At 63.0% G+C, this 22,930-nt stretch carries 23 protein-coding genes and 2 pseudogenes; 15 read left to right on the forward strand and 10 right to left on the reverse strand.

Annotated features, from left to right (window positions below):
- Positions 1–13 precede the first annotated feature (13 nt).
- From FDW83_RS00495 to FDW83_RS00505, 3 genes are all read left to right on the forward strand, one after another.
- Entirely contained in the window at positions 14–2,404 is a 2,391-nt protein-coding gene (locus tag FDW83_RS00495; RefSeq protein ID WP_138135672.1) for a bifunctional salicylyl-CoA 5-hydroxylase/oxidoreductase, read from the forward strand.
- 2 nt (positions 2,405–2,406) lie between these two features.
- Positions 2,407–3,780: an aromatic acid/H+ symport family MFS transporter gene (locus FDW83_RS00500; protein WP_138135673.1), complete on the forward strand. Its 1,374-nt coding sequence runs from the start codon at positions 2,407–2,409 to the stop codon at positions 3,778–3,780.
- A 225-nt stretch (positions 3,781–4,005) separates the two neighbouring features.
- Entirely contained in the window at positions 4,006–4,578 is a 573-nt protein-coding gene (locus FDW83_RS00505) for an adenylate kinase (RefSeq protein WP_171027420.1), read from the forward strand.
- A 201-nt stretch (positions 4,579–4,779) separates the two neighbouring features.
- Here the strand turns inward: FDW83_RS00505 and FDW83_RS00510 are convergent, their stop codons facing one another.
- Positions 4,780–5,268, reverse strand: coding sequence for a thioesterase family protein (locus FDW83_RS00510; RefSeq protein WP_240720787.1), 489 nt, complete (start codon positions 5,266–5,268; stop codon positions 4,780–4,782).
- Positions 5,269–6,089: 821 nt separating this feature from the next.
- Between FDW83_RS00510 and FDW83_RS00515 the strand changes: the two genes are divergently transcribed.
- A complete protein-coding gene (locus FDW83_RS00515) occupies positions 6,090–6,383 on the forward strand; it encodes a hypothetical protein (protein ID WP_138135675.1) in 294 nt (97 codons plus the stop codon).
- Positions 6,384–6,470: 87 nt separating this feature from the next.
- Here the strand turns inward: FDW83_RS00515 and FDW83_RS00520 are convergent, their stop codons facing one another.
- Complete coding sequence (locus FDW83_RS00520; protein WP_138135676.1) at positions 6,471–7,319, reverse strand: Rid family hydrolase; 849 nt, start codon at positions 7,317–7,319, stop codon at positions 6,471–6,473.
- Positions 7,316–8,155 (reverse strand): NmrA family NAD(P)-binding protein, encoded by an 840-nt coding sequence (locus tag FDW83_RS00525; RefSeq protein ID WP_138135677.1) that lies wholly within the window; start codon positions 8,153–8,155, stop codon positions 7,316–7,318. The genes FDW83_RS00520 and FDW83_RS00525 overlap by 4 nt, the downstream gene beginning before the upstream one ends.
- A 95-nt stretch (positions 8,156–8,250) precedes the next feature.
- Here FDW83_RS00525 and FDW83_RS00530 point away from each other — a divergent pair, with 95 nt between their 5' ends.
- The 6 genes and pseudogenes from FDW83_RS00530 (at position 8,251) to FDW83_RS00555 (ending at position 13,108) form a co-directional block, all read left to right on the forward strand.
- Entirely contained in the window at positions 8,251–8,649 is a 399-nt protein-coding gene (locus FDW83_RS00530) for a helix-turn-helix domain-containing protein (protein ID WP_138135678.1), read from the forward strand.
- Between the two features lie 260 nt (positions 8,650–8,909).
- Entirely contained in the window at positions 8,910–9,146 is a 237-nt protein-coding gene (locus tag FDW83_RS00535) for a hypothetical protein (RefSeq protein ID WP_240720788.1), read from the forward strand.
- A gap of 155 nt (positions 9,147–9,301) precedes the next feature.
- Positions 9,302–10,170 (forward strand): annotated as a pseudogene (locus tag FDW83_RS00540) (ABC transporter ATP-binding protein).
- A gap of 2 nt (positions 10,171–10,172) precedes the next feature.
- Positions 10,173–11,435 (forward strand): ABC transporter permease, encoded by a 1,263-nt coding sequence (locus FDW83_RS00545; RefSeq protein ID WP_138135680.1) that lies wholly within the window; start codon positions 10,173–10,175, stop codon positions 11,433–11,435.
- A 386-nt stretch (positions 11,436–11,821) separates the two neighbouring features.
- Complete coding sequence (locus FDW83_RS00550) at positions 11,822–12,121, forward strand: hypothetical protein (RefSeq protein WP_205754645.1); 300 nt, start codon at positions 11,822–11,824, stop codon at positions 12,119–12,121.
- Positions 12,122–12,307: 186 nt separating this feature from the next.
- Positions 12,308–13,108: pseudogene (locus FDW83_RS00555) on the forward strand (PspA/IM30 family protein).
- Between the two features lie 552 nt (positions 13,109–13,660).
- Here FDW83_RS00555 and FDW83_RS00565 read toward each other — a convergent pair.
- Together FDW83_RS00565 and FDW83_RS00570 are read right to left on the reverse strand one after the other, a co-directional pair.
- The gene (locus FDW83_RS00565; RefSeq protein WP_138135681.1) at positions 13,661–14,209 is read right to left on the reverse strand and encodes a hypothetical protein; all 549 of its coding nucleotides are present in this window, start codon (positions 14,207–14,209) and stop codon (positions 13,661–13,663) included.
- A gap of 268 nt (positions 14,210–14,477) precedes the next feature.
- Complete coding sequence (locus tag FDW83_RS00570) at positions 14,478–14,900, reverse strand: cupin domain-containing protein (RefSeq protein ID WP_205754646.1); 423 nt, start codon at positions 14,898–14,900, stop codon at positions 14,478–14,480.
- 165 nt (positions 14,901–15,065) lie between these two features.
- Between FDW83_RS00570 and FDW83_RS00575 the strand changes: the two genes are divergently transcribed.
- Positions 15,066–15,464: a DUF4259 domain-containing protein gene (locus FDW83_RS00575; RefSeq protein WP_138135682.1), complete on the forward strand. Its 399-nt coding sequence runs from the start codon at positions 15,066–15,068 to the stop codon at positions 15,462–15,464.
- Between the two features lie 77 nt (positions 15,465–15,541).
- On the opposite strand, the gene FDW83_RS00580 is transcribed toward FDW83_RS00575, so the two are convergent.
- On the reverse strand, positions 15,542–15,970 hold the full coding sequence (locus tag FDW83_RS00580) for a DUF6228 family protein (protein WP_171027396.1): 429 nt from the start codon (positions 15,968–15,970) through the stop codon (positions 15,542–15,544).
- Positions 15,971–16,212: 242 nt separating this feature from the next.
- On the opposite strand from FDW83_RS00580, the gene FDW83_RS00585 reads away from it, so the two are divergent.
- On the forward strand, positions 16,213–16,749 hold the full coding sequence (locus tag FDW83_RS00585; RefSeq protein ID WP_138135684.1) for a GNAT family N-acetyltransferase: 537 nt from the start codon (positions 16,213–16,215) through the stop codon (positions 16,747–16,749).
- A gap of 71 nt (positions 16,750–16,820) precedes the next feature.
- Here the strand turns inward: FDW83_RS00585 and FDW83_RS00590 are convergent, their stop codons facing one another.
- From FDW83_RS00590 to FDW83_RS00600, 3 genes are all read right to left on the reverse strand, one after another.
- On the reverse strand, positions 16,821–16,997 hold the full coding sequence (locus FDW83_RS00590; protein WP_138135685.1) for a CsbD family protein: 177 nt from the start codon (positions 16,995–16,997) through the stop codon (positions 16,821–16,823).
- 104 nt (positions 16,998–17,101) lie between these two features.
- Positions 17,102–17,494 (reverse strand): nuclear transport factor 2 family protein, encoded by a 393-nt coding sequence (locus FDW83_RS00595; RefSeq protein WP_138135686.1) that lies wholly within the window; start codon positions 17,492–17,494, stop codon positions 17,102–17,104.
- A 121-nt stretch (positions 17,495–17,615) separates the two neighbouring features.
- Entirely contained in the window at positions 17,616–18,287 is a 672-nt protein-coding gene (locus tag FDW83_RS00600) for a hypothetical protein (RefSeq protein WP_138135687.1), read from the reverse strand.
- An 859-nt stretch (positions 18,288–19,146) separates the two neighbouring features.
- Here FDW83_RS00600 and FDW83_RS00605 point away from each other — a divergent pair.
- Complete coding sequence (locus tag FDW83_RS00605; RefSeq protein WP_138135688.1) at positions 19,147–19,644, forward strand: hypothetical protein; 498 nt, start codon at positions 19,147–19,149, stop codon at positions 19,642–19,644.
- 83 nt (positions 19,645–19,727) lie between these two features.
- Here FDW83_RS00605 and FDW83_RS00610 read toward each other — a convergent pair whose 3' ends face one another.
- The gene (locus FDW83_RS00610; RefSeq protein WP_138135689.1) at positions 19,728–20,090 is read right to left on the reverse strand and encodes a UBP-type zinc finger domain-containing protein; all 363 of its coding nucleotides are present in this window, start codon (positions 20,088–20,090) and stop codon (positions 19,728–19,730) included.
- Between the two features lie 179 nt (positions 20,091–20,269).
- Between FDW83_RS00610 and FDW83_RS00615 the strand changes: the two genes are divergently transcribed.
- On the forward strand, positions 20,270–22,036 hold the full coding sequence (locus FDW83_RS00615) for an FAD-dependent oxidoreductase (RefSeq protein WP_138135690.1): 1,767 nt from the start codon (positions 20,270–20,272) through the stop codon (positions 22,034–22,036).
- Complete coding sequence (locus FDW83_RS00620; protein WP_138135691.1) at positions 22,020–22,877, forward strand: hypothetical protein; 858 nt, start codon at positions 22,020–22,022, stop codon at positions 22,875–22,877. The genes FDW83_RS00615 and FDW83_RS00620 overlap by 17 nt, the downstream gene beginning before the upstream one ends.
- Positions 22,878–22,930 lie beyond the last annotated feature (53 nt).

Below are 22,930 nucleotides of genomic sequence, written 5' to 3' on the forward strand. Positions count from 1 at the left end.
AAGGAGCAAGACCATGAAAATCGCCATCGTTGGAGGCGGCCCGGGCGGCCTGTACTTCGCAGCACTGATGAAGCAGCTGGACCCGTCCCACCAGATCACCCTCTGGGAACGCAACGCAGCAAACGACACCTTCGGGTTCGGCGTCGTCTTCTCGGATGAGACACTCGGCGGAATCGGCAACGCGGACCCCGTCGTGGCTGAATACATGAGCCGCCGCTTTGCCCGCTGGTCCGACGTCGACGTCCACTTCGGCGGGCAGATGATCAGCGTCGGCGGCCAGGGCTTCGCAGCCATGAGCCGCAAGGAACTGCTGGAGCTGCTGCAGCGCCGGTGCATCGAACTCGACGTTGACGTCCGGTTCAGCACCCTGGCCCCTGCGGTAGAGGAACTCGAAGCCACCCACGACCTGGTGCTGGCCGCGGATGGTGTGAACTCCCAGATTCGCGCCAAGTACGCTGAGGCTTTTGGCCCTGACCTGGATCCGCGCACCAACAAGTACATGTGGCTCGGTACGGACCAGGTGTTCGAGGCCTTCAAGTTCTTCGTGAAGGAAACCGAGTGGGGCGTCATGCAGATCCACGGCTACCCCTACTCGGACGAAGGCTCCACCTTCATCGTCGAGATGCACGAAGATGTGTGGCATGCCGCAGGATTCGACGAGACCGCCGGTGAAGTGTTTCCCCCCGGCGTCTCCGATGAGAAAGCCATCGCCAAAATCCGTTCCATCTTTGCCGAGGAGCTGGCTGGCTACGAGGTTCTGTCCAACAACTCGAAGTGGCTGAACTTCAACACCGTCCGTAACCGCAGCTGGCGCAAGGACAACGTGGTGCTGCTCGGCGACGCCGCCCACACCGCGCACTTCTCCATCGGCTCCGGCACTAAGCTGGCCATGGAGGACGCCCTCGCCCTGGCTGCGTGCCTTCACGAACATCGGGACCTGGAATCAGCGCTCTCTGCCTACGAGACTGAACGCCGCCCCGTTGTCGAATCCACCCAGCGCGCCGCCCAGGCATCCCTCGAATGGTTCGAACGGATTGGCCAGTACAAAGACCAGGACGCCACCCAGTTCGCCTTCAACCTGCTGACTCGCAGCCGCCGCATCACCCAGGAAAACCTGCGCCTGCGTGACCCGGAATTCGCCGCCGCGGTGGAGCGGCATTTCGCCCGGTCCCAGGGGCTTACCCAGACAGCGCCGGCCATGTTCCAGCCCTTCATCATCGGGGAACTGGAATTGAAGAACCGCGTTGTGGTGTCGCCCATGGACATGTACTCCGCAGTTGACGGTATCCCCGGCGACTTCCACAAAGTCCACCTCGGCTCCAAGGCCCTCGGTGGCGCCGGCTTGGTGATGACCGAAATGGTCTGCGTCTCCGAAGCAGGCCGCATCACCCCCGGATGCACCGGACTGTACACAGACGCCCAGCGGGACAGCTGGAAGGAAATCGTGGACTTCGTCCACAGCCAGTCCACCGCCAAGATCGGCGCCCAGATCGGCCATTCCGGCCGCAAGGGCTCCACCAGGCTCATGTGGGAAGGCATCGACGAACCTCTGGAGGCTGGTAACTGGCAGGCGGTTGGCCCGTCTGCGGTCGCCTACGGCCCTCGGAACCAGGTCCCCCTGGAGCTGGACCGTGCCGGGATGGACGCAATCAAAGATGAGTTTGTCGCCGCCACGCTGCGGGCTGAGGAAGCAGGTTTCGACCTGCTGGAAGTGCACGCCGCCCACGGCTACCTGCTGTCCTCGTTCCTTTCGCCGGTTTCCAACCGGCGGACCGACGAGTACGGCGGCAGCTTGGAAAACCGGCTCCGGTTCCCCCTGGAGGTATTCGACGCCGTCCGTGCGGCTTGGCCTGCCAGCAAGCCGGTGACGGTGCGCATCTCCGCCACGGACTGGATCGACGGCGGCAACACATCCGACGATTCAGTCGAAATCGCCCGTGCTTTCGTTGCGCACGGCGCAGCGGGCCTGGATGTGTCCACTGGGCAGGTCGCCAAGGAGGAAAAGCCGGCCTTCGGGCGCAGCTACCAAACGCCGTTTGCAGACCGCATCCGCCACGAAGTGGCCGCTCCGGCAGGCGCGGCCGTCATAGCCGTCGGCGCCATCTCCACCTACGACGACGTCAACTCCATCCTCCTCGCCGGCCGTGCCGACCTCATCGCGCTGGGCCGCACCCACCTGTACGACCCCCAATGGACCCTGCACGCCGCCGCCGAACAGGAATACCAAGGACCCGGCGCCCAGTGGATTTCACAGTTCCGGGCCGGCCGGCGCAAGCCGCCGAGCTCCCGCACTGACGCCGTACGTCCCCGCCTGTCCCTGCTGAAGGAACTGGATGCGGAAACCACCACACCTCATCTCCGCTGGACCCCTGCGTCCGCCGCTGCATCGGTCCTGGTGGAGTAGCCATGGCCGCCGCACCGGTTACCAGTTGGAGCGTGCCCAAGCGCAGCACCGGCGTTGTTCTGTTCTGCTGCTGGCTTGCCATCCTCGCGGAGGGCTACGACGTCGGTGTGCTCGGCGCCGTCCTGCCTGCCCTTGCCGACTACAAGGAATGGAACCTGAGTCCGCTTGCCCTAGGTGGCCTGGGCTCTTACGCCTTGATCGGAATGCTGATCGGCGCGCTGTTCATCGGCACGCTCAGCGACCTGGTTGGCCGCAAAAAAATGCTGCTGGCCTCGATGGCCATCTTCACCCTGACCCAGGCTGGGGCAGCATGGGCTCCCACCCCTGAACTTTTTGGCCTGTTCCGTCTCGTCGGAGGGCTGGGCATGGGTGGTGTCATCCCGGTGGCAGCGGCGTTAACCATCGAATATTCGGCCCCGAACAAGCGCTCCTTCAATTACGGGCTCATGTACTCCGGCTACTCGCTGGGCATCGTAGCTGCCGCGTTGGCCGCTTTGTTCGTCCTTCCGCTCGGCGGGTGGCGTGCCGTGATCGCCATTGGTGCCGCACCGGTAGTGCTCCTGCCCGTCATCTGGAAGCTTCTTCCCGAATCGCTGGAGTACCTCGAGTCCAAGGGCCGCAGGGCCGAAGCAAAGGCGCTGGCCGCCAAGCTTAAAATCTCCGACTACACTCCGGTGGCAGCACCAGCAGCGACTAGTGCGGTGACAGAACCTTGGTGGAGGACCATCACCACCATGTTCTCCCGCAAGTACCTGCGGTCCACAGTCTTCTTTTGGATTTCGCTGTTCTGCGGACTGGTCCTTGTTTACGGACTTAATACCTGGCTGCCGAGCATCATGAAGAAGGCCGGTTACGATCTCGGCTCGTCCCTTACCTTCCTGCTGGTCTTCAGCCTTGCGTCTGCCATCGGCGGACTCCTCCTCGGCCGCGCCGCAGACAAGTACGGCAAGAAGCTCATCCTGGTGGTGTTCTACATTCTTGGCGGCTTGGGCATCATGCTGTTGGTCTTCCCGAACACCATGGTGGTCAACCTGCTGTTCGTCGCATTCGCAGGCGTAGGTTCCATCTCCACGTCCCTGGTTTTGACCGGTTACATTGCCGATTACTATCCAGCCAAGGTCCGTGGCACTGCCACTGGGTGGGCCTTAAGCTTCGCCCGGTTGGGCGCCATCTCCGGCCCCCTGATCGGTGGCTGGATCGCTGGTTCAAGACTGCCGTTTGAGGCCAACTTCGCGATATTCGCCGGAATCGCGGTGCTTGCAGCGACGGCGGTAGCGATGATTCCCAAGCCGCAACCTGAGCCGTGGGTCCTTTCAAATACTGCCGACGGCGATCCAGACGAAGAGGTGGCCGGGATCGGCGCACTAAGAGAATAATGGGTCGCCAGCACAATTAGGGCACGTCTCTTGGAGCTCCAGATGACGCCCCTCCCAACGCCGGCACGATGGCCACGTTCGGCACAGTCACCCCCGGCGCACGTTTCGTAGGGAGAATCAACGGCACAGCCCTGACTACGTCGTCAGGGCTGTGCCGAGTCTGCCTGGCGGGACCATGTTCTGCACTACCACTAACAACCTCAAAGGGGTTTTGTCATGACCAGAATGTTGATCATTGGACCTCCCGGTTCCGGCAAGGGAACCCAGGCGGAGCGGATCTCTAAGCAACTTGGCATCGTTGCAATCTCTACAGGCGCCATCTTTCGTGCCAACGTTAAGGGTCAGACCCCTCTTGGCCTGACAGCCCAGAAGTACCTGGACGCCGGTGACTTCGTTCCTGACAGCGTAACCAACAAGATGGTGCGCCACCGCATCAGCGAGGCCGACGCAAAAAGCGGCTTTATGCTGGACGGTTACCCCCGGACCGTTGCCCAGGTGGACTATCTGGACCTGATCCTCGCTGAAAGGGATCGGAAGCTCGACGTCGTCCTGGAGCTGAGCGCCGACAATGAAGAGCTCGTTGCCCGCCTGCTTGGTCGGGCGAAGGAAACGGGGCGCTCGGACGATAACGAAGCCGTCATTCGGCACCGCTTGGACCTCTACAACGAGCAGACCGAAGCGGTTGTCGCACGGTATGCCCGGCGCGGCATCCTGACCCAAGTCCATGGCAGTGGCGGCATCGACGATGTCACCCAGCGCGTCCTCTATTCCTTGGGCAGGTTTGTCGGAGTCTCTTAGTACGGTTCCCGCCGGCGATGGCAGGAACTGGCATCGCCGCTGGCAGAAGGATCAACCTTCCGGGTGCCGCGACTCAGGACAACTGATTCTGGCCTCACGACATATAAATCCCCCGACATAGGAAGTGCCCTAATGCGGGACATTAGCCCCGGTGAAAGTGCTGGCTTGACGTGAGCCAGCACTTTCACGGGTTTCCTTACGTTAAAAATCTTTCGGGTCAACATGTCCTGTATGGCCTGCCCGGGAATGAGCCTCCGCCCCGGGCCGATGGGGGAGTGCTACGGCTTGGACGACGGCGACCGGCCAAGGCTGGGCTTTGGCCGAACCGGGCGGTACATGAGCAACCGTTACTGTTCCGAAAGCGGCCACGGCTCCTGCCAGGCCATCGTGCTGATGCCCGTAAACCTCAAAGGCGTAGGTCATGGACGTTCTGCCCAGCTTGGAGATGCCTACCGTCGCCGTAATCCTCTGCCCGAACCACAGCTTGGCCTTGAAGTGGATTTCCTGGTGAACGCGGGGAACACTCGGGAAGTAGTCGGGCAGCTTGAGGGTATGAAGGAACAGCTCCGCCTCGGCGGACTCCACCCAGCGCATCACTGCCGAATTGTGCTGGTGCCCGGAAGCATCCGTGTCCACCCACTCAACAGTGCGTTCTACGCTGGCACGGGGGTTTGCTCGGGACAAATCCACGGCGGACTCCTCTTGGTGTCGGGTCTCTGAATATAACAGAGCGTGACGTACGTAAACCCAAGTGCATAATCTTCATATGTCCGACTATTTACGATCGTAAATATAACAATATATACTGTAGCAAGGTGCACGCATGGCGGACACTACAAGTGACTCTTCGCTAGGAGACAAAGATGTCTGGTTCACACTCTGAGGAGACTAAGGAAAATGCGCAGGAACTGTGCATCGGCGCCCTACTCGACGAAGAGTTCCGATCCGTGTTCGGAGGCACGACCCCGGTCGCTACGCCGTGGGTCGGCCTGAACTTTAAGTAGGTTATTCTTCATCTTCGCCGCGGCATGACAGCATCTTCGAGCGAGTTATCCTGCGTCGCGGCCCGCTGTGAGCGAAGCGAGGGCGTCATAAGCGTATTCGGACGAAAGGTTTAGCTGCTACCGCCGGAGCAGGCGGGTGCCTGGGTTAGGAGAATTTATGTCTTGCTTGTCCGACAGCTTCCTTGAACGCCAACGCCGATAACGGATATTCCGTCAAGTAGCTGAGGGAACAGGATGGGGTGCGCTGCCTACTTCGGGAGTCTTGGGTCGAATTCCATCTAGAAGCAGCCTCGTAGGAGGGAGTGGGAGCCGGCGACCGCTGGGGGAGGCGTCGTGGTCTCAGGCGACGCCCTCGCCGCCGGCTCGGCTCACTACGCTATAGCCGGCGCCTGAGCGGCACCTGAGTATCGGGTACCCGTTTCAGCAGATGGGGGACACGCAGGTAGGCTCCAGTGGATGGGGGAGACGTTGCTGCGCATAAGGCCGTCCGGGTGGCTGTCGTTAACCATGCTGTCCGCGTTCCTGCTGGTCATGGTCTTCTTCCAAGGGCTATCCGCCGGCGGGCTCGACGTCGCGGAGGCGTGCGAGTTGAGTGGCCACCTGTATGACCATGAATACCGCAGCCAGCAAGCGCATGAGCAGCTCCAGATGTTCCCGCTGACCACCAAGTGCAACGCCGAGTACGACCTGGTCCCTCCGTGGATCAACCCCGTGCTGGCGGTTTTGGCCCTCCTCACCGTGGCGTGCTTCGTGGCCATGCTGGCCGCTCTGATCCGCCGCGAGAGCCTGCTCCGAGGATGACGCCCGAGGGAATTTCGGCCTCCCCCCGGCTGTAACACCTACTGCTGTTTGGCCCCCGGTACGTTCAGGGTAAGCCGCGTCCGGAAGTTACGAGAATGCCACGACGGCGTCGATCTGAACGCGGGCGCCAAAGGGCAGTCCGGCGACCTGAAGGGTGGTGCGAGCCGGAAATGGTTCGGGGAATCGACGGGCGTAGGCGGCGTTGATGACGTGGAAGTCGTCGTAGTCGGTTAGGTAGATAGTGGTGCTCAGGACATTGGCCAGTGAAAGCCCGACTTCGCCGAGCAGCGTTTCCAGATTGGTCAGCATGGCCTCGCACTGGTTCTCCACATCTGGGGAATCCAGACTTCCGTCGTCGGGGTTCTGTCCGATGATCCCTGCTGTGTAGCCGATTTTCCCGTGCCGGACAAAGTGTGAAAAGGGCGCTGGAGATTGGTAGAGGCTGGGGCTGAAGTGGTGGCCGGACACGCCTTCTTCCGGTTCAGGCTTTTTGAACCCCGGCGTTTGTACCCGCTCCTCAACCGGCGCGAGCTCCTGGAAGAGGGTCACCTGAAGCCCGGCCGGCGCAGCCAGCCGTGAGTTCAGCGACCGCCAAGGGGTTTCCCGCGGCGTGGCAATCAGTTCGGCCCCCGCCTCAACAAGCCTGGCCGTCACTGCCTCCGTGTCCTCCACTTCGAAGGCGACCCGGAGCCTAGCGCTCGGCTGGCCCTCCGCTTCCACCCGGTCGATGAGCCGCACCTGGGCAGGGTTGGACAGTTCGAGGGTGGCCCGGCCGGCATCGAGGATCGTAACGCGGGCGTCACCCTCTCCTTCATAGGCTTCCTCCTCGGGCAGCCCCAGCACGTCGCGGTAGAAGGCCAAGGCCTTGTCGTAGTCCTCGGCCTGGACAACGAGGCGCAACTGACGGACAGGGGCCGCGGCTTTGTCGGTGCTCATGCTTGTACCGAAACCTCCGACGGCGAAGCCTGCACGATGGTTTTGGCAGTTGCCACGGCTATGCCCAGTGCGTCCATAGGATTCCGTCCGAGAATCCCGGTGATGTCGGTTTCGGTCCCTTCGAGGAATCCATGGCTTGCCGCGGAATGGATGGAGAGCAGCATCGCCGGCTGGAAGGGCAGTAGTCCTGCACAGTCCAAAGCCTGCCGCAGTTCGCCAAGGTTGCCTGGCCGGTATTCCGCCCCCAGCTCGTCCGCGAGGTCTTGGGCCGTGACGACCCTGTCTCCGACGAGATTGTAGGTTTTGCCCTGGTGCTTGTCGGGGTTCCGGGCGATGATGGCTGCTGCTTCGGCCAGGTCTTTGCTGGCGACCGCGGCGACGCCGCCCTGTCCGAGGGGTGCGGTAATCAGCCCTTCCCGTGGGGCAAGGAGCTGGCCGATCAGCTCGGCGTAGAGACCGTTCCTCAGAATCGTCCATTGAGCTTTTCCACTGCGGAGCCGGTTCTCTGTCCAGCGGTGGGCCAGCGCGAATCCCAGATGGTCGCCGGCATCGGTGAGGCTCGTGTACACGATGTGCCCAACTCCGTCACGTTCGGCCGCCTCAATAGCGTTCCCGTGACGACTGATGACGACGTCGTCTTCCTCCGCCCCCGCTGACACCAGGACCAGGGTTTCCACGCCTCGAAAGTTGATCGTCCCGGGGAGGTCGAAGTCCATGTACTGGAACTGGCCGCCGCTGGGATTGCGGGTCGCTCCGGTTGCAGGTGCTCCGGCCCGGGTGAGGTGTTCCAGGACGGACTGGGCGAGATGGCCGGAGGCTCCGGTAACAAGGATCATGCGTGCTCATTTCAGTGGTACTTTTCGGTAACTAGACCCATCTTTCGTAACCGGCCGAGGGCCCACAAGGAGGCACTTTGGTGTTAGGCAGTCACATGGAAGTAACCCCTGTCATGGAACCCTGCGGCGAAGCCAGCCACCCGGACTGTGGGATCCGCGATGTTTTGGACCGGATCGGGGATAAATGGTCGGTGCTGGTCATTGTGGAATTGGCCTCCGGCGTCAGGCGCTTTCGGGAGCTTCAGCGGGCCATTGATGGGATTTCGCAGCGCATGCTGACCCTTACGGTAAGGCGCCTTGAACGAGATGGGCTGGTCACCCGCACGGTTTATCCCACTGTGCCGGCCCAGGTCACCTACGAGCTCACCGAGCGTGGGAGCAGTCTCACTCTGCTGGTCAAACAGTTGGCGGACTGGTCTCTGGAACACAAAGACGCCATCGGCGCCTCCCGCGAGCTTTACGATCGCCAGAACCCGGAGCAAGCGATCCGCTGACCCACGGCGGCTCAAAACGTCCACCCGCTCTGTCGGTCACATTCGGTTCAAGGGATCTTCGACGGCCGTCCGGCTACGCTGGGTCCACTACGTGTTCGTCACGTGGCCTGGGAGCAGCGGGCAGGGTCGTAATGAGCTGGCGCCAAAGCAGCGCCGGCCCAGAAGGTGATTGGCGCCGGCCAGACGACCGGAGGTACGACGATGACGCACGACCAGCATTCAGAGACCTGGGGCGATCAGCCTTGGTAAGTTCCGAACCTGTGCAGAAGAGGCGCTACCGGAACCGGGTCCGTCACCCGAGGTTCGACATCGGACAGCACGTTCGCTACTCGGAGGGTCCGGAGTCCGGTACCGGAGTAGTCGAAGCTGCCACCGATGACTGGGCCATCGTTTGGCTGTGGACCGACTGCGGGAAGGGGCGCAGGATGCTCCTTCAGGGCATGGGCGCCATCGTTGCACCCATTGACGAAGGTGCGGGCAAAGCGGTTTCTGATTGACGAGCCTCACGGCGGCCACTAATCATGCAAGCCAGGACCGCCGCTGTGCCCCCTACGCATGCCTACCGGTGAAGGACCATTCCGGGCGAACGATAGGCTGGCAGGATGACGTTGGGGACGCGGCGGAGCCGCTTGTGCACATCAAAGACTTCCGGATGGATTTTGGGGACACCAGGGTCATCAAGGAGCTGTCCTTCGATGTTGGGGAGACCTTCGGTTTCCTGGGGTCGAACGGGTCCGGGAAGACCACGACCTGCGGGCGCTGCTGGGCATTTACCAGCCCACTGCGGGCACCCTGCACATTTGCGGTAAGGTCTTCGAACCGCGGGACGGTGCCCGGCTCGGGTACCTGCCGGAGGAGCGCGGCCTGTACAAGAAGGAAGCCGTCCTGGACGTGATGGTCTACTTCGGCCGGCTCAAAGGGCTGTCCAAGGCGGCGGCCAAGTCCTGGTCAATGGACTACCTGGAGCGGGTTGGGTTGGCCGACAAGGCAGCGGTGCGGCTGGATAAGCTCTCCGGCGGCCAGCAGCAGAAAGTCCAGCTGGGCGTGACCATTATGAACGACCCGGAGCTCCTCATCCTGGACGAGCCGACCAAGGGTTTTAACCCGGTGAACCGGCGCCTGCTGATGGACATCATCGAGGAGCAGAAACTGGTTGGCGCGACCGTCATCATGGTCACCCACCAGATGGAGGAAGTGGAGCGGCTCTGCGACCGGGTCATCCTGCTCAAGGACGGCACCGCCCGCGCCTACGGGACCGTCGCGGAGGTGCAGGAGCAGTTCGGCGGAAGCGTCTACTGGGTCAGCTACGAAGGCATCCTGCCCGCTTCCGGCCTCTACGACATTGTCACCGACGCCGGTGGGAAGGCGGAGCTCGCCCCGCGGGCAGGTGCCACCGAGGCGGCGGTCCTTCGAGAGCTGATCGAAGCTGGCGTCTCCGTGCGATCCTTCACCACCGCGCGGGTCTCCCTGGAGGAGATCTTCATCCAGGTCTACGGCGAACAGCAGATGGCAGAGGTCTAGCAATGGCACTTTCACAGCACAACCTGGGCACCGTCGTGGCGTTCGAATTTATGCGGACCATCAAGAAGAAGGGCTTCGTGGTCGCCACCCTGGCGATCCCCGTTGTCCTGGTGTTCGTCTTCGCCCTGATCTTCGCGTCCAACTCCAGGACCGAGGCCAGCGCCGACGCTCAGAAGAACTTGGAGCTGTCCTTCACGTACACGGACGCCTCCGGCATCCTCCCGCCGCAGATGGCCCAGGCCGCCGGCGGCAAGTCAACCGGGGATCCGGATACCGCCCTGGCCGCGGTCAAGGACGGGACCAGCGAGTCGTACTTCGCCTACCCGAAAGACCCGGCCGCCGAACCGGTGAAGGTCTACGGGGCCGATATGGGGGTGTTCGAGAACGGCAAGTATGAGGCAGTGGCCAAGCAGCTGCTCACTGCCGCCGCGCAGGCCCAGGTCAACAACCCGCAGCTGACGGCGGCCCTGGCCGGGGGAGTGGCCTTCGAGTCCGAGACCTTCAAGGACGGGAAAGCCTCCGGCGGAGTCGGCTCGGTCATCCCGCCGATGCTGTTCCTGATCGTCTTCTACATCTCGATGATCTTGCTCTCCAACCAGATGCTGAACTCCACCCTGGAGGAGAAGGAGAACCGGGTCACCGAAATGATCCTGACAACCCTGAACCCGACCACGTTGATCACCGGGAAGATCATCTCCCTGTTCGCCGTCGGTCTCGTCCAGATGCTCGTGTTCCTTGCCCCGATCGCGGCTGGCTACCCGTTCCTCCGCGACTCCCTGGCACTGCCCGACCCGGACCTGTCCACCCTCGTGTTCGAGCCCGTACCCCTGATCGTCGGAGCCCTGCTGCTGCTGGGTGGATTTAGCCTGTTCACCGGGGTGCTGGTCGCCATCGGCGCCATCATGCCCACAGCCAAGGAAGCCGGGACCATCTTCGGCCCGCTCATGGCCGCGATGTTCATCCCCTTCTACGCCCACAGCCTGATCATCTCCCTCCCGAAATCCCTCATCGTGCAGGTCTTCACCTACTTCCCGCTGACCTCCCCGGTCACCGCCATGCTCCGCAACGGCTTCGGCACCCTCAGCACGGTCGAGGCCGCCATCGTCATCGCCGAACTGTTCATCGTCGGGCTCCTCATCGTCCGCCTCGCCGTCCACCTCTTCCGGTACGGGTCCATCGAATACGGCAAGAAGCTCTCCATCGCCGGGACCTTCCGGCGCAAAAAACTGGCCGCCAAATGCCGAACAATCTCTACCCAGCCATGACCGCTCGCGCGAATAAACAAGAGGTGATGAAGGAATGACTGCGCAAATGCCGATTGCTGTCCGGGCCACTGCAATGTGGAAGACACGTCGTTGGTTAAAGAGCCGGTACCGCAGCATCCGCTATGACGTGCGTTTCGCGGACGGGCGCGAGGAACATGGCGTCGATTTGAACGCTGTTCTCCAAGGGGCGCGCTTCCCCGCTGATTATTGGTCAACGGTCCAGGGTGCCGGCCGAGCATGTCCGGAAGAAGGCACAGGGGCGTGGGTGGACTATCCCTTCGGCCGTCCACTCTGACCAAGCCGGGGGTGTCTGGGGCCTCTCGGCCGGTAACCGCGCCGTAGGGCCTTCGGCTGGCCGATGAAGGACGTGATTGGGAGAAGACCAGATGAAGTGCTCACTTGAGACAAGGCGCCGCTGGACCAGGACCATTGCGTGGATCCTGCTCGTCATCGCCTCGATGGCCCTGATCGCCTACGGGATCGTGCGCGTCGACTGGCACGTCTGGCTGCCGACCCCCGCCGAGCAGGAGGAGTCGCGGATTGGCAGCCGCTACATCTACGCCGGGTGTGCGCTGTCCGTCACGGCCGCCGTCTGGTCGCATATCCGGGGCAACCAGGTCTGGGTGAGCGTCTGCGTTGGCCTGCCAGGGCTCCTCGTCGGCTGGGCGACGCTGCACCAGCCCTAGGTCTTCTGCGCCACATGGCCGCCGTCGTGTCGTTCCCCTTGGCCCTCGCCGCCATCGCCGAGGTCCACCGCGTGCGGGGACGCCGGCAAAGAGGGACTAGAAGGCTTATCCGGCGGTTCACCGATACTGGTCCCGGCCCGTGCCGTACACGTATGATGCGATTACATTACCGATAGAAAAACCCCCGTGAAGCAGAATATTATCGCCCGCGTTGCCCAGCTCGCCAAGGCCAACCTGAACGCCCTCCCGGACTCCGCGGAGGACCCGCAGAAGATGCTGGACCAGATGGTCCGCGACTATTCCGAGAACATCCGCGAAGCCGAAGCAGCTGTTGCCACCACGATTGGCAACCTCCGGATGGCCGAGGACGACTACGCCCGGGCCGTGAACGACGCAACCACCTGGGGCAACAAGGCCATTGCCGCGTCCCGCAAGGCCGACGAGTTCCGGTCCGCCGGAAACAGTGCGGACGCTGACAAATCCGATGCCCTTGCCCGGGTGGCCCTGGGCCGGCAGATTACCGCAGAATCCACCGCCAAGGCCCAGGAACCGAGCCTGGCCGCACAGAATCAGGTCGTTGACCAGCTTGAAACGGGCTGGACCAGATGCGGAGCAAACTCGGCGAGCTGACCGACAAGCGCAACGAGCTGGTCAACCGTTGCCGCGTTGCCGCCACCCAGTCCCAGATGAACGACGCCCTGAAGGCTCTTGCCGCCGGGGACCCGACCTCGGCCATTGGCCGGTACGAGGCGAACATCCGCCGCCAGGAAGCCACGGTCCGCGGCCAGCAGGAACTCGCGGCATCATCCCTGGAGGCCCAGTTCGCCTATGGAAGACCTCTGCGAGCAGATCGAAGTGGAAGCACGGCTCGCCGCCCTCAAGTCCATCGACCGGAAGGCCCATCGACTCCTAAGCCCCCTCGAAGGCCCTGGGCCAACACCGGTCCGGGACCTTTGGCGTTCCTTCAGGCGGGGACGTCCAGAATAATCTTCGCTACGAAACTTTTTTCGGGCCCGTGACACCCGGCTCCTGCCTAGGTAGCTTTGACCTACTCGTGGTTGAGCAGTCGGCCGGCTTGGCACCTAAAGGGAGCCCCGATCTTGAACGGCACTGACTACTCCCATTCAAAAGACACAACGCTCGGCCTGACATCATCTGGCAAAATCTTCAGGTCATTCCACTGCTGGTCCGCAGTGCCGGTATCCGACCTCCTCCGGCTACGGCACGCGGTTGGGCGCACCCCCGCATCAACGGCGGCAACAAATGAGCTCCTCCATCTCGTCGACGCAGAACTCACACGCCGCTCATCATCGACCGGCGGCATCATCCCGCCACCAGAAGGACACCCCCCGGAAGCGGGCTAAACCCTCTGCTGCGCCAACGATGCGCGACAGCAGGGAAGGCGGTCCTGGAGGGGTGGGGCCGCCGCCGTGGGCCGGTGCCAGCCGTTTGGGGGACCGGCCCACGGTCGTGCATGGGACATCGCGGAGAAGGTGCCGCAAGTCCTATTAGGGGCGTGCGGCACCTTCTTGGATTCCGTCACCAGCGGTGGGCAACGTCCACTATCAGCCGGGAGCCTGCCCCTGGCCCGTCCAGAGTCAAGACCCTGAAGGGCAGCCGGGCACGGACGCCCAGGCCGATGCTGGTGGAGCCCTCGAAGCTTCCGGCGTAGACCACTTGCCGGAAGGTCTGGTAGCCGGCCACGTTGGACAGCTCGGCCTTCGCGGCCGGGTTGTAGGTGAGGTTGCCGTTGTTGTCATACGAGGGTGCGTTCACGGTGATCTGCAGCCGTGCGTTGCCGTACACCGGGATCGTGAAGCCGGAGCCGTCCTGGATGATTTCCGGGACGTACCGGACCGTGTAGCCCTTCACGGGGCCGTTGAGGTCAACCACCAGCCGGTCGAAGCAGGGTTGCTGCCCGGTGCGGACGTTGGTGACAGATGCGGAGCTCATCCCGGGCGCGGTTTTAGCCAGGGATCCCCATTCGAGACCGCAATACGAGGTGGCAGCCGAAGCGGGCCCCGGTGCCACGATGCCCAGCCCAACGACTGCGAGGAGCGCGGTGAGCCAGAGTAGGAGTTTTTTCATTGGTGCCATCCAAGAGGGGAGTGGTGTGGTTGGACAGCTCAAGATTAGGGATCACGCACACAGGAAACGAGGTCTGTTGCCGCTTCTAGGCGGAACCGTAAAGAACGCACCGGCCGGGTCACACGCCAGTAAATCCCAGGGCTTCTGAGCGCCATTCTTGACCGTTTCGGTGCCGTTTCTGAACCCCGCCGTTATTCGGGTAACGAGGCCAGGAATAAGGATAGGAGCCGGAATGACGGTGAGGGCCCGCAGTGTCCGCGGCGAGCTTTTAGACGATCAGCCCGTGACGCTCGACCAACGGCATGGTCGCGTCGAAGTCCACCTCGGCGCCATACTCGGCCGCGAGGGCGGGAAGGGTCTCCGGGGAGTATTCCCCGCCGGGTTCGGCAAGCCGGCGGAACAGTGCTTCAATGCCGCCCGGAACGATGATCTCAAGCACGCGCAGTTCATCCTCGCCGGCATTCCAGAAGGTGTGCCAGCGCCCCCGCGGCTTGGCCACCAGGTCGCCCGGCCCTGCCGTCACCTCGATGCCCTCCTCGATCACACCCAGCGTCCCGGCCAGCACGAACGAGTATTCGTCTTCGCGGCCATGGCGGTGCATGGGCGCGGCCAGCATCCTTGGTCCGAGCACGTGTTCGACCAGTGCAACCCTGCCGGCGGAAGCCGCGCTCTCAAGAAGGTACCTGTCCAAGAACCCTGGTTCTCCAGTGGCCTCGGCTTCATCTGCACGGACAACGTGAGGGCCAGACGGCGTATCCATACCGCCATCGTAGGACCATGGAATCCGTGTGGGTACTCAGAAATTCGAACAGGATCTGCCATATTGGTGCCAGCACACCGGCAACCGGAAGGACCGATGGGCGCATGGGGCTACCTGCCGTTTGAAAACGACGACGCACTGGACTGGCTGGACGAGCTCGAAGGCGGCGGAGCGGACGTCGTCCGCGGGGCTTTGGCCAAAGCGAATAACGGCTACGTTGAAGCTTCTGAGGGTAGCGTCGCCATCGCGGCCGCCGACATCACTGCAGCCTGCCAGGGCGATCCGGCTGCGGAGCTGCCTGAGAACGTCGTCGACTGGGTGACCACGCACGGGGCAGAGATCACTGCCGAGGATGTGGAGCTCGCCCTGGAGGCCGTCGAACGGGTAGCGGGGGAGAAGTCCGAGCTGGCCGAGCTGTGGGATGACGCCGACGAACCCGGATGGCGCGAATTTCTCGAAGACCTTACGGAACGGCTGCGTGCGGCGCTGCGGTAGCAGTGACTCGCGGGGTCAGCTGATGCTTGCGATGCATCAGCCCCCACTGTGGATCCGGGTGTGGTGAATCCTCTGGGTCAAGGGGCTGGTCGCTGCGGGGGTGCGAACAACTCTTTGAGGTTCTCGCTGACGTCCGTGAGCTCTTCCCCCGGGTCGAGCGTCAGCTTGCCGCGTACTGACCAGATGTCGTGGAGTGAGGGATCCTGAAGTGTGAAGGCTAGCTCGACATGACTCCCCGTGTGGGCAGCCTCCAACAACAGGTCCCCCTCAACGGATTCGTACCTCTTTGGTCCGCTCCAGCCACGCCAGTTCACGGCAAGGTCAGCGAAGAAGCCTGCCAGATCTGCGAACCCATTCCCGTAGTGGGCCACCATCCCGCGGCGGGCCGTGAGATCCTTCAGCTCCGCGGTTACGACCATGCTGAGCACCTGGCCGTCCCGGCTGCGCTGTAGGTCCCCAAACATCAACCTGTCCCGGCGGCTCACCTCGACCTTGTCTGTCCCCATCAATTCAGCGAGCTGCTTTTCGGCGGGGCGACCCGCTTCAGCTCGGCGATCCGCAGCCGGAGGAAGATGATGGCCAACACCAGGGCGTAGACCGTCAGGGCGGCCACGACGATCGTGAAGATCGCGTCAGGACGCCGATGAGGCCAAAGCTGGGCTCAGATTCATTACTACCCCCACATAGTTGTTGCTCCCTAGGCTACGCCAGCCGGGTATGACGAGCTCTGTCTGGGTAGTGTGAACAGATGGACCTCTCCTCTGAGCTTCCCGCCGGCGTTCTGCTCCGGACGGTTAAGACATCGGATGCCGGGGCGTTGACAGCAGCCTTCCTGAGAAACCGGGAACACCTTGCGCCCTGGGAGCCCATCCGGCCTGACAAGTTCTACACGGTCCCCGGGCAGCAGGATGTTATTGCCCGGCAGCGCCAGGAAGTCGCCGCCGGAACTGCCCTGCCGATGGTGCTGGTGCGGGATGGTGATGTCCTCGGCCTGCTCACACTCAGCTCGATCGTGCGCGGCGTGTTCCAGAACGCCCACCTTGGTTACTGGATCGACCACACTCTGCAAGGGGCGGGCATCATGACGGCGGCAGTCGCAGCCGCCACAGGTGTCGCCAAAGACAACCTGGGCCTGCACCGGATCGAGGCCGCCACCCTGGTACACAACACAGCGTCACAGCGGGTCTTGGAGAAGAACGGTTTTGAGCCCTACGGGACAGCCCGAGCCTATCTGCGGATCGCCGGGCTCTGGCAGGACCATCGCATATTCCAGCGGATCCTCTGATACGAGGGCATGCCGAACGGCACGAAAGAGGCGCGCCCCATTCGCTGAGCGCGCCCTTCCCGTACTGCCAGTCAGTCCTTTTTGAAGGCGTCCTTGACCTTCTCGCCGGCCTGCTTCAGATCGCCCTTGGCCTGGTCGGTCTGGCCTTCAGCCTTCAGGCTCTCATCGCCGCTGGCGTTGCCGGCAGCTTCCTTGCCCTTACCGCCAGCCTTCTCGACAGCGTTCTCAATCTTGTCGCCCAGTCCCATGGTGTTTCCTCCTCTGGTTGGCAGCCGTTCGCATTCGGCTATCTAAACTAAGCATGCTTAGTATTGGATTTTCAAGTCCGCCCACTGGCCGCACGGCAACAAGTTCAGGTCCAGAAGTCGGCCGCCGTGGTGGTGTCCCCGGCCATTTCAATGCCCTCGGCCACCTTCCCGTCGGAGATGCTGAATACGATGACCTGTCGTTGGTCCAGGGTCTTGCCGTTGCGCTCGGCATGCGTGAACTGAACGCCAACGGTGTACCTGTCACCCGGTGCCACGTCCTCCACGGTGACCTTCACCGACCCGTTGGACCGCGAAAAGAGTTCGCCGAAATAGGCCAGGATGGCATCCCGCCCCTGTTTGACCCCGGACAGTGGGCCGTTTCCTGCGGCATGCCACACCGCGTCCTCGGGAAACAGGTCCCTAAGCGCATCTATGTCGCCAGCGCTGAATGCTTCATAGCCTCGCCGAACCAGTGCGGCGTTTTCCTGTGCTCCCATTTCGGCGCCTCCGTCATCATCGTCGGATTCTTGCGAGGCCAGAGTAGGCTCGGCTGACGGGTTTGTCGAGGGCAAGTCCGGCACCGGGCCCCTCGGGTCGCAGACCTAGACGATGGCTCCGTCACGGAGGTGCGTTCGCCGGGGAACGGCGGGGGAGTCCCCGGGCCCACCAGGCGATCATCAGCCCTGCAGTGGCCGCCCCGCCAGCGTAGATCCAGGGCGAAGACCACGACCCTTCGGGGGTGGGGATGGTAAAGGCGATCACGACGGCAGTCACGGCAAGGAGGACTTCCACGGCCGCTTGCAGAGGTCTCACCCAGTACTCAGGGTCGGCCAGCCGTACTAGGGGAATGATCGGAAGCAGGAACAGGCCCAGGCTGGGAACCGGGTAGATGATGTTGTTGAACGTGAAGATCGTCATGCCCAGCAGCAGCAACCCAAGGAATTTCAGCACCCGCACGGCAGGGAGCGGGTTCTCCGGCGTCCACCGGGTCAGGAGCAGCCCCCAGGCCGGCAGACCGAGCAGCCAGGCGCCACACCACCAGCCCACGTTTGTGAGAGCCAGCGGCACGAGCAGGACGCCGGGAAGCAGGAACGCCACGGCCTGCCGCAGCGACGGAAACCTGCCGGTGGGAGCAAAAATGCAGGCCCCGATCAGCAGATACGTGGCCGCGTACCAAGGCAGCAACCGGATCACCGGGTCGGCCAGGTTGAACACCATCAGCGTCAGAGCGGGGACCATGACGCACACCCCGGCGAACGTCCACGGGCGGCGGGCCTCGGACTGGTTCAATGTGAACTTAGCCCTCGTTCACAGTTGTGGTAGGAGCGGAGCTCGGAGTAGCGCTGAGGTTTGCGGTGCCGTACGTGGTCTTGGTGGCGTAGTCGTAGATCAATACGCTCAGGACCGGCTCCTATGGTGTCCCACATCTGGGAGTCCATCACGAAGCGATGGGGGGCAGCGGCTCGGAACGGGCCGATCTCGACCATCCTCGATGACGACAATGTGGGCTCGCCGCCGGCCCTGCGAGTCAGAATTCCCGGACTGAAGCATGACGCGAAGATCTTTGCCGGGGTCAGTTGACATGTTTTCAAGCAGCAGAACCGCGCCGGAATCGCTGATCTCGAGTGTGGCTGTGCCGGTGGTGGCGGCAGCCTGGGACTGAAAATTCCCCTCTAGGATGGCTGACGTAGACGGGGCAGAACTTGGAGTCGCGGGGGATTCCACCTGCCGGGTTTCTTGCTCTGGCCCGGGATCGGTGTACGTGCAGCCGGTAAGTCCCGTGGTCAGGATTCCAGCTAGCACTGTAACTAGGACCCGTTTCATCATTCCCCCAATGAGTCGTTTCCTAGGCACCTCACCTGACCCGCTATCACGAGGTTTTCTGGTTTTTCAGATGGATTAGGCGGCCTTACGGGTCGCGAAGTACTTGGAACGTATGAAACGTCACGGGACGCGAGGCCTGAAACCGGCCCTGAGCAGTCAGTCCCGCCAGCTGAGCCGGCCAGGCCGGGCCGGAAGAAGCGCATCCTGGTGCATTAGCAAGTCGATGGCGCGTAGCTGGATCCGCAGCTTCAGCGCAACTGCAGCACGTGTCGAGAGGTTCCTGGAAGTGGGGCACGAACGGGAGCGAAGCCTCCCTCCGTCGCTTGTGCTGGACATCATTGAACTTGAACATTCGGCACTGACTTCGGCACTGAACGAGGAAGGCATGCTGAATAACCTGATCCTGAAGTGGAGCGCTCTGGCCGATGTCTATGGCAGCAACCGTGAGGAGTCCGATAGGGAGGCAAACCGGCTTAACCTCCTCGTTGACTCGGCTATCGCTCTGAACGCCCTGCCAGCAGCGCGGTTGCCAGACATGGATTTGATGAAACGGCAATACCACATAGAGCGCGAACGTCTCGCTCTTGGGAAGCTACGCAGAGACAAGTCGGACTTCGCCCACATGGGGCTTGCTTTGCAGGTGCTGCGTGAACACGAGGAGATGCTCGGGCTTCGGACTCGTCGCCAATCACGTGGAGCTGCAGTGAGTGAAAGGGCTGCGGGTGCACGATTTACCGAACGGCTAAGCTCCAAGCAGCGATTGACTTTCGATATGGAGCTTACTGGCAACTGGCGGGATCACTGGCGGAACACTTTGCCCTGAAGACGCCGGCTAATTAACGATGCAAGCACATCAATGGGCCCAACTTGGTTTGGCCAGCAATGCTCACGGTTCTCGATCCGGGGTTACCCGCGCAGGCGCTCCCGCCAGTCTGCCGGCACCTTGTCCGCCGGGCCAGGTGACGGCTGCTCGACTGGCCTGGATTGAGGATCCGGAAGCCGCGGGCCGCGGAAAAACTTCTTTTTGGTGTGCTCGTAGAACCAGTCCTCCCCGGGTTCAAACGACTTTACGACGGGGTGGCTAACAGCGCGCGCGTGCGCACTGGCATGCTGGGACGGTGAGGAGTCGCAGCATCCGATGTGGCCGCATTCGGCGCAGCGGCGAAGATGCAGCCACCATCCCGGCCCGTCACCGCTGAGGCACTCCAGACACCCGGTTCCACTCGGCGTGGCGGCGAGGTTGATTCCCGGAACAGCGCGATAATCCATGGAGTCCTCCATTGTGCATCGATCGAGATAGCTCAGACCATCCTGTTTGGCCGCCGTCGGGAGCTATTGTGGCAGAAACGCCGCATCGTCGGAATGACGGGGTGGCAACCCTTGTCGCCCATGTCCGGGCGCGAGTATCGTGAGCGGCACCGAACCCTTGAACCGGAAAGACGGCGGCCATGGATGACTCGGTCCCGATCATGCTGCTGGCAACCACAGACCCCGCCTCCCGGCGCATTCTCGGAGATGAGCTGCGTCGACGCTACGGTGCGGACTACGAGGTGGTGGCCTGCGCCAGTTACGCGCATGGGCGGGCGGTGCTCGAGGGGCTTCGCCGCTGGGAGCGTCCGATCGCCCTCATACTTGCGTGCTACGGACCTGCTGACCGCGGCGGACTCGATTTTCTCCGGCGTGCCTATGGCTTCCATCCGGCCGCCAAGCGTGCGGTAGTGGTGACTTGGGGTGATTTCGCCAGCGCGCCCACCGTATTCCGGGCCATCGCGCAGGGATACGCCGAGTTGCTGATCATACGTCCTGAAAGATCGCGCGATGAAGAATTCCATGGAGCGATTACCGACGCGCTTGACGACTGGCACCTGGCCCAGGGGGTGGCCTTTGAGGCGGTCCGGCTGATCGGGGAGGTGGGCGACGGAAGGACTCACACGTTGCGCGACTCGTTGAGCCGAAACCACATCCCCGCCGTGTTCCACCCCGTGGAATCCGAAATCGCGCAACGGACGTTGGAGAGCCTCGACCTGCAGAACCCCGCGCTGCCGGTCATGGTGCTGCAATTCACCGCTCCACCGATTGTCCTCGAGAACCCCAGCGACCTGGAAATCGCCCAGGCGATGGGGGTGACCCGGCCGCCACCGGCGGACAGAATTTTCGATGTGGTTGTCGTGGGAGCCGGCCCATCCGGACTCGCCACCGCCGTATATGCCTCCTCCGAAGGCCTCTCCACCATGGTCGTGGAGGGAGAGGCCGTGGGAGGCCAGGCCGGCACCAGTTCGTTGATCCGCAACTACCCTGGCTTTTCCCGCGGTGTGAGCGGCGCCCACCTGGCCTATCGCTCATTCCACCAGGCCTGGACTTTGGGCACGGACTTCCTGTTCCTGCGGAAGGTTGAGGGGCTTAGCGTGGACGGATCCCTGTACACCGTGTCGATTTCCGATGGCAACGTTGTACGCTGCCGCACAGTGGTGGTGGCCACCGGCGTGGACTATCGGCGTCTCGGCATACCCCAGCTCGAGGATCTGGTCGGCAGAGGCGTCTTCTACGGGGCGACAGTCTCCGAGGCGCCGTCGATGACCGGTAAAAATGTCTGCGTTGTGGGCGGCGGCAACTCGGCTGGACAGGCTGTTCTGCACCTGGCCAAGTATGCGAAGAAGGTAACACTGCTGGTACGCGGACCCAGTCTCGCTGTCACCATGTCTGAGTACCTCATTTCCCAACTCGAGGCCACGCGGAACGTTGCGATCCGCTATGGCACGGTGGTTGTGGGGGCCCGTAACCAGGACGGGTTCCTTTCCGCAATCAGCATCGCCGCGTCCGGAGCCGCCGACGCAAGCCCGGGAGAGGAGATCGAAGCTGGCGGTTTGTTCGTCCTGATCGGGTCGGTGCCGCGGACCTCCTGGCTGCCTGACGCCGTCGAACGCGACCCGGCTGGTTTCCTGCGAACGGGTGGCAGCCTGTATGCCGGTGACACCGGGTACCCCCGGCCGGACAGGCCGCCGTTGGCGCTGGAAACCAGCATGCCCGGCATCTTCGCGATCGGGGACGTGCGTGCCGGTTCGATTAAGAGAGTGGCCACCGCGGTGGGGGATGGCGCCACAGTGGTCTCGATGCTGCACACCTACCTGGCCGAGAACCCCTTGCCTGCTCCGCCCCCTGCCGCTAATGAAGCAACCGCACGCGGAGAGCTGCCCGGTGATGTCCGCACCAACTGATGCCACACCGGTGATCGCACCAATGCGCCGGCTGCTTTACGTCGCTGCATTCCTCGTGTTTCTTGCCGGGCTCGTGCTGTTCGTGTTTCCGCTCCGGACTGCGGACTGGTTTGCATGGACAGTCAACCCGCCCATGACGGCAGTGTTCCTCGGGGCCGCATACTGGGCGAGTGCTGGCCTGGAGGTGACGGGTGCCCGGTCAGCTGATTGGGGCACAGCGAAGCTGGCCGTATGGCCGGTGTTCGTCTTCACGACCCTGACCCTCGGAGTCACCCTGCTTCATCTCGATCGCTTCCACCTGTCGCCGGGCGTTGCCCTGCTTGCCCAGGTAGCCGCCTGGGCGTGGCTCGCGATCTATGCCGGCGTGCCCGTGGCGATGCTCGTCATCAGCCGGATGCAGGTCCTGTCCCACCGCCCTGGGCAAAAGTCTCCAACGGAACGACGGCCAGTGCTGCCCCTTGCGCTCCGGCTGCTCCTGGGGGGAATCGCCGCTGTACTGCTGGTTTATGGTGTGGCGCTCCTGACCGCACCCGTTCCCGCCGCCGCCTGGTGGCCATGGCCACTGTCCGAACTTACAGCAAGGGCTGTCGGGGCATGGCTGGTGGGTCTTGGGTGGGCTGCCGCCCAGGGCCAGTTGAGTGCCGACCTTCGCATGGTCCGCCCCGTCGCCATTACCTCGGTTGCTTTCGTCATTCTGCAGGCGCTTGCCCTGCTGCGCTATGGCGAGGCCTTGGCGTGGCCCAGTGCACCGGCCGTCGGGTTCATAGCCGTACTGCTTGCTATTGGAGTGGCCGGCGGATGGGCACTCGCACTGTCACGGTCGCCGGCACTGCACAGTTGAGCGGCATGCCATAGGGGTTCCGGCACAACAAAGGGCGCACCCCGTTCGCTGGG

This window comes from Pseudarthrobacter sp. NamE2 (assembly GCF_005796205.1).
GTDB lineage: Bacteria > Actinomycetota > Actinomycetes > Actinomycetales > Micrococcaceae > Arthrobacter.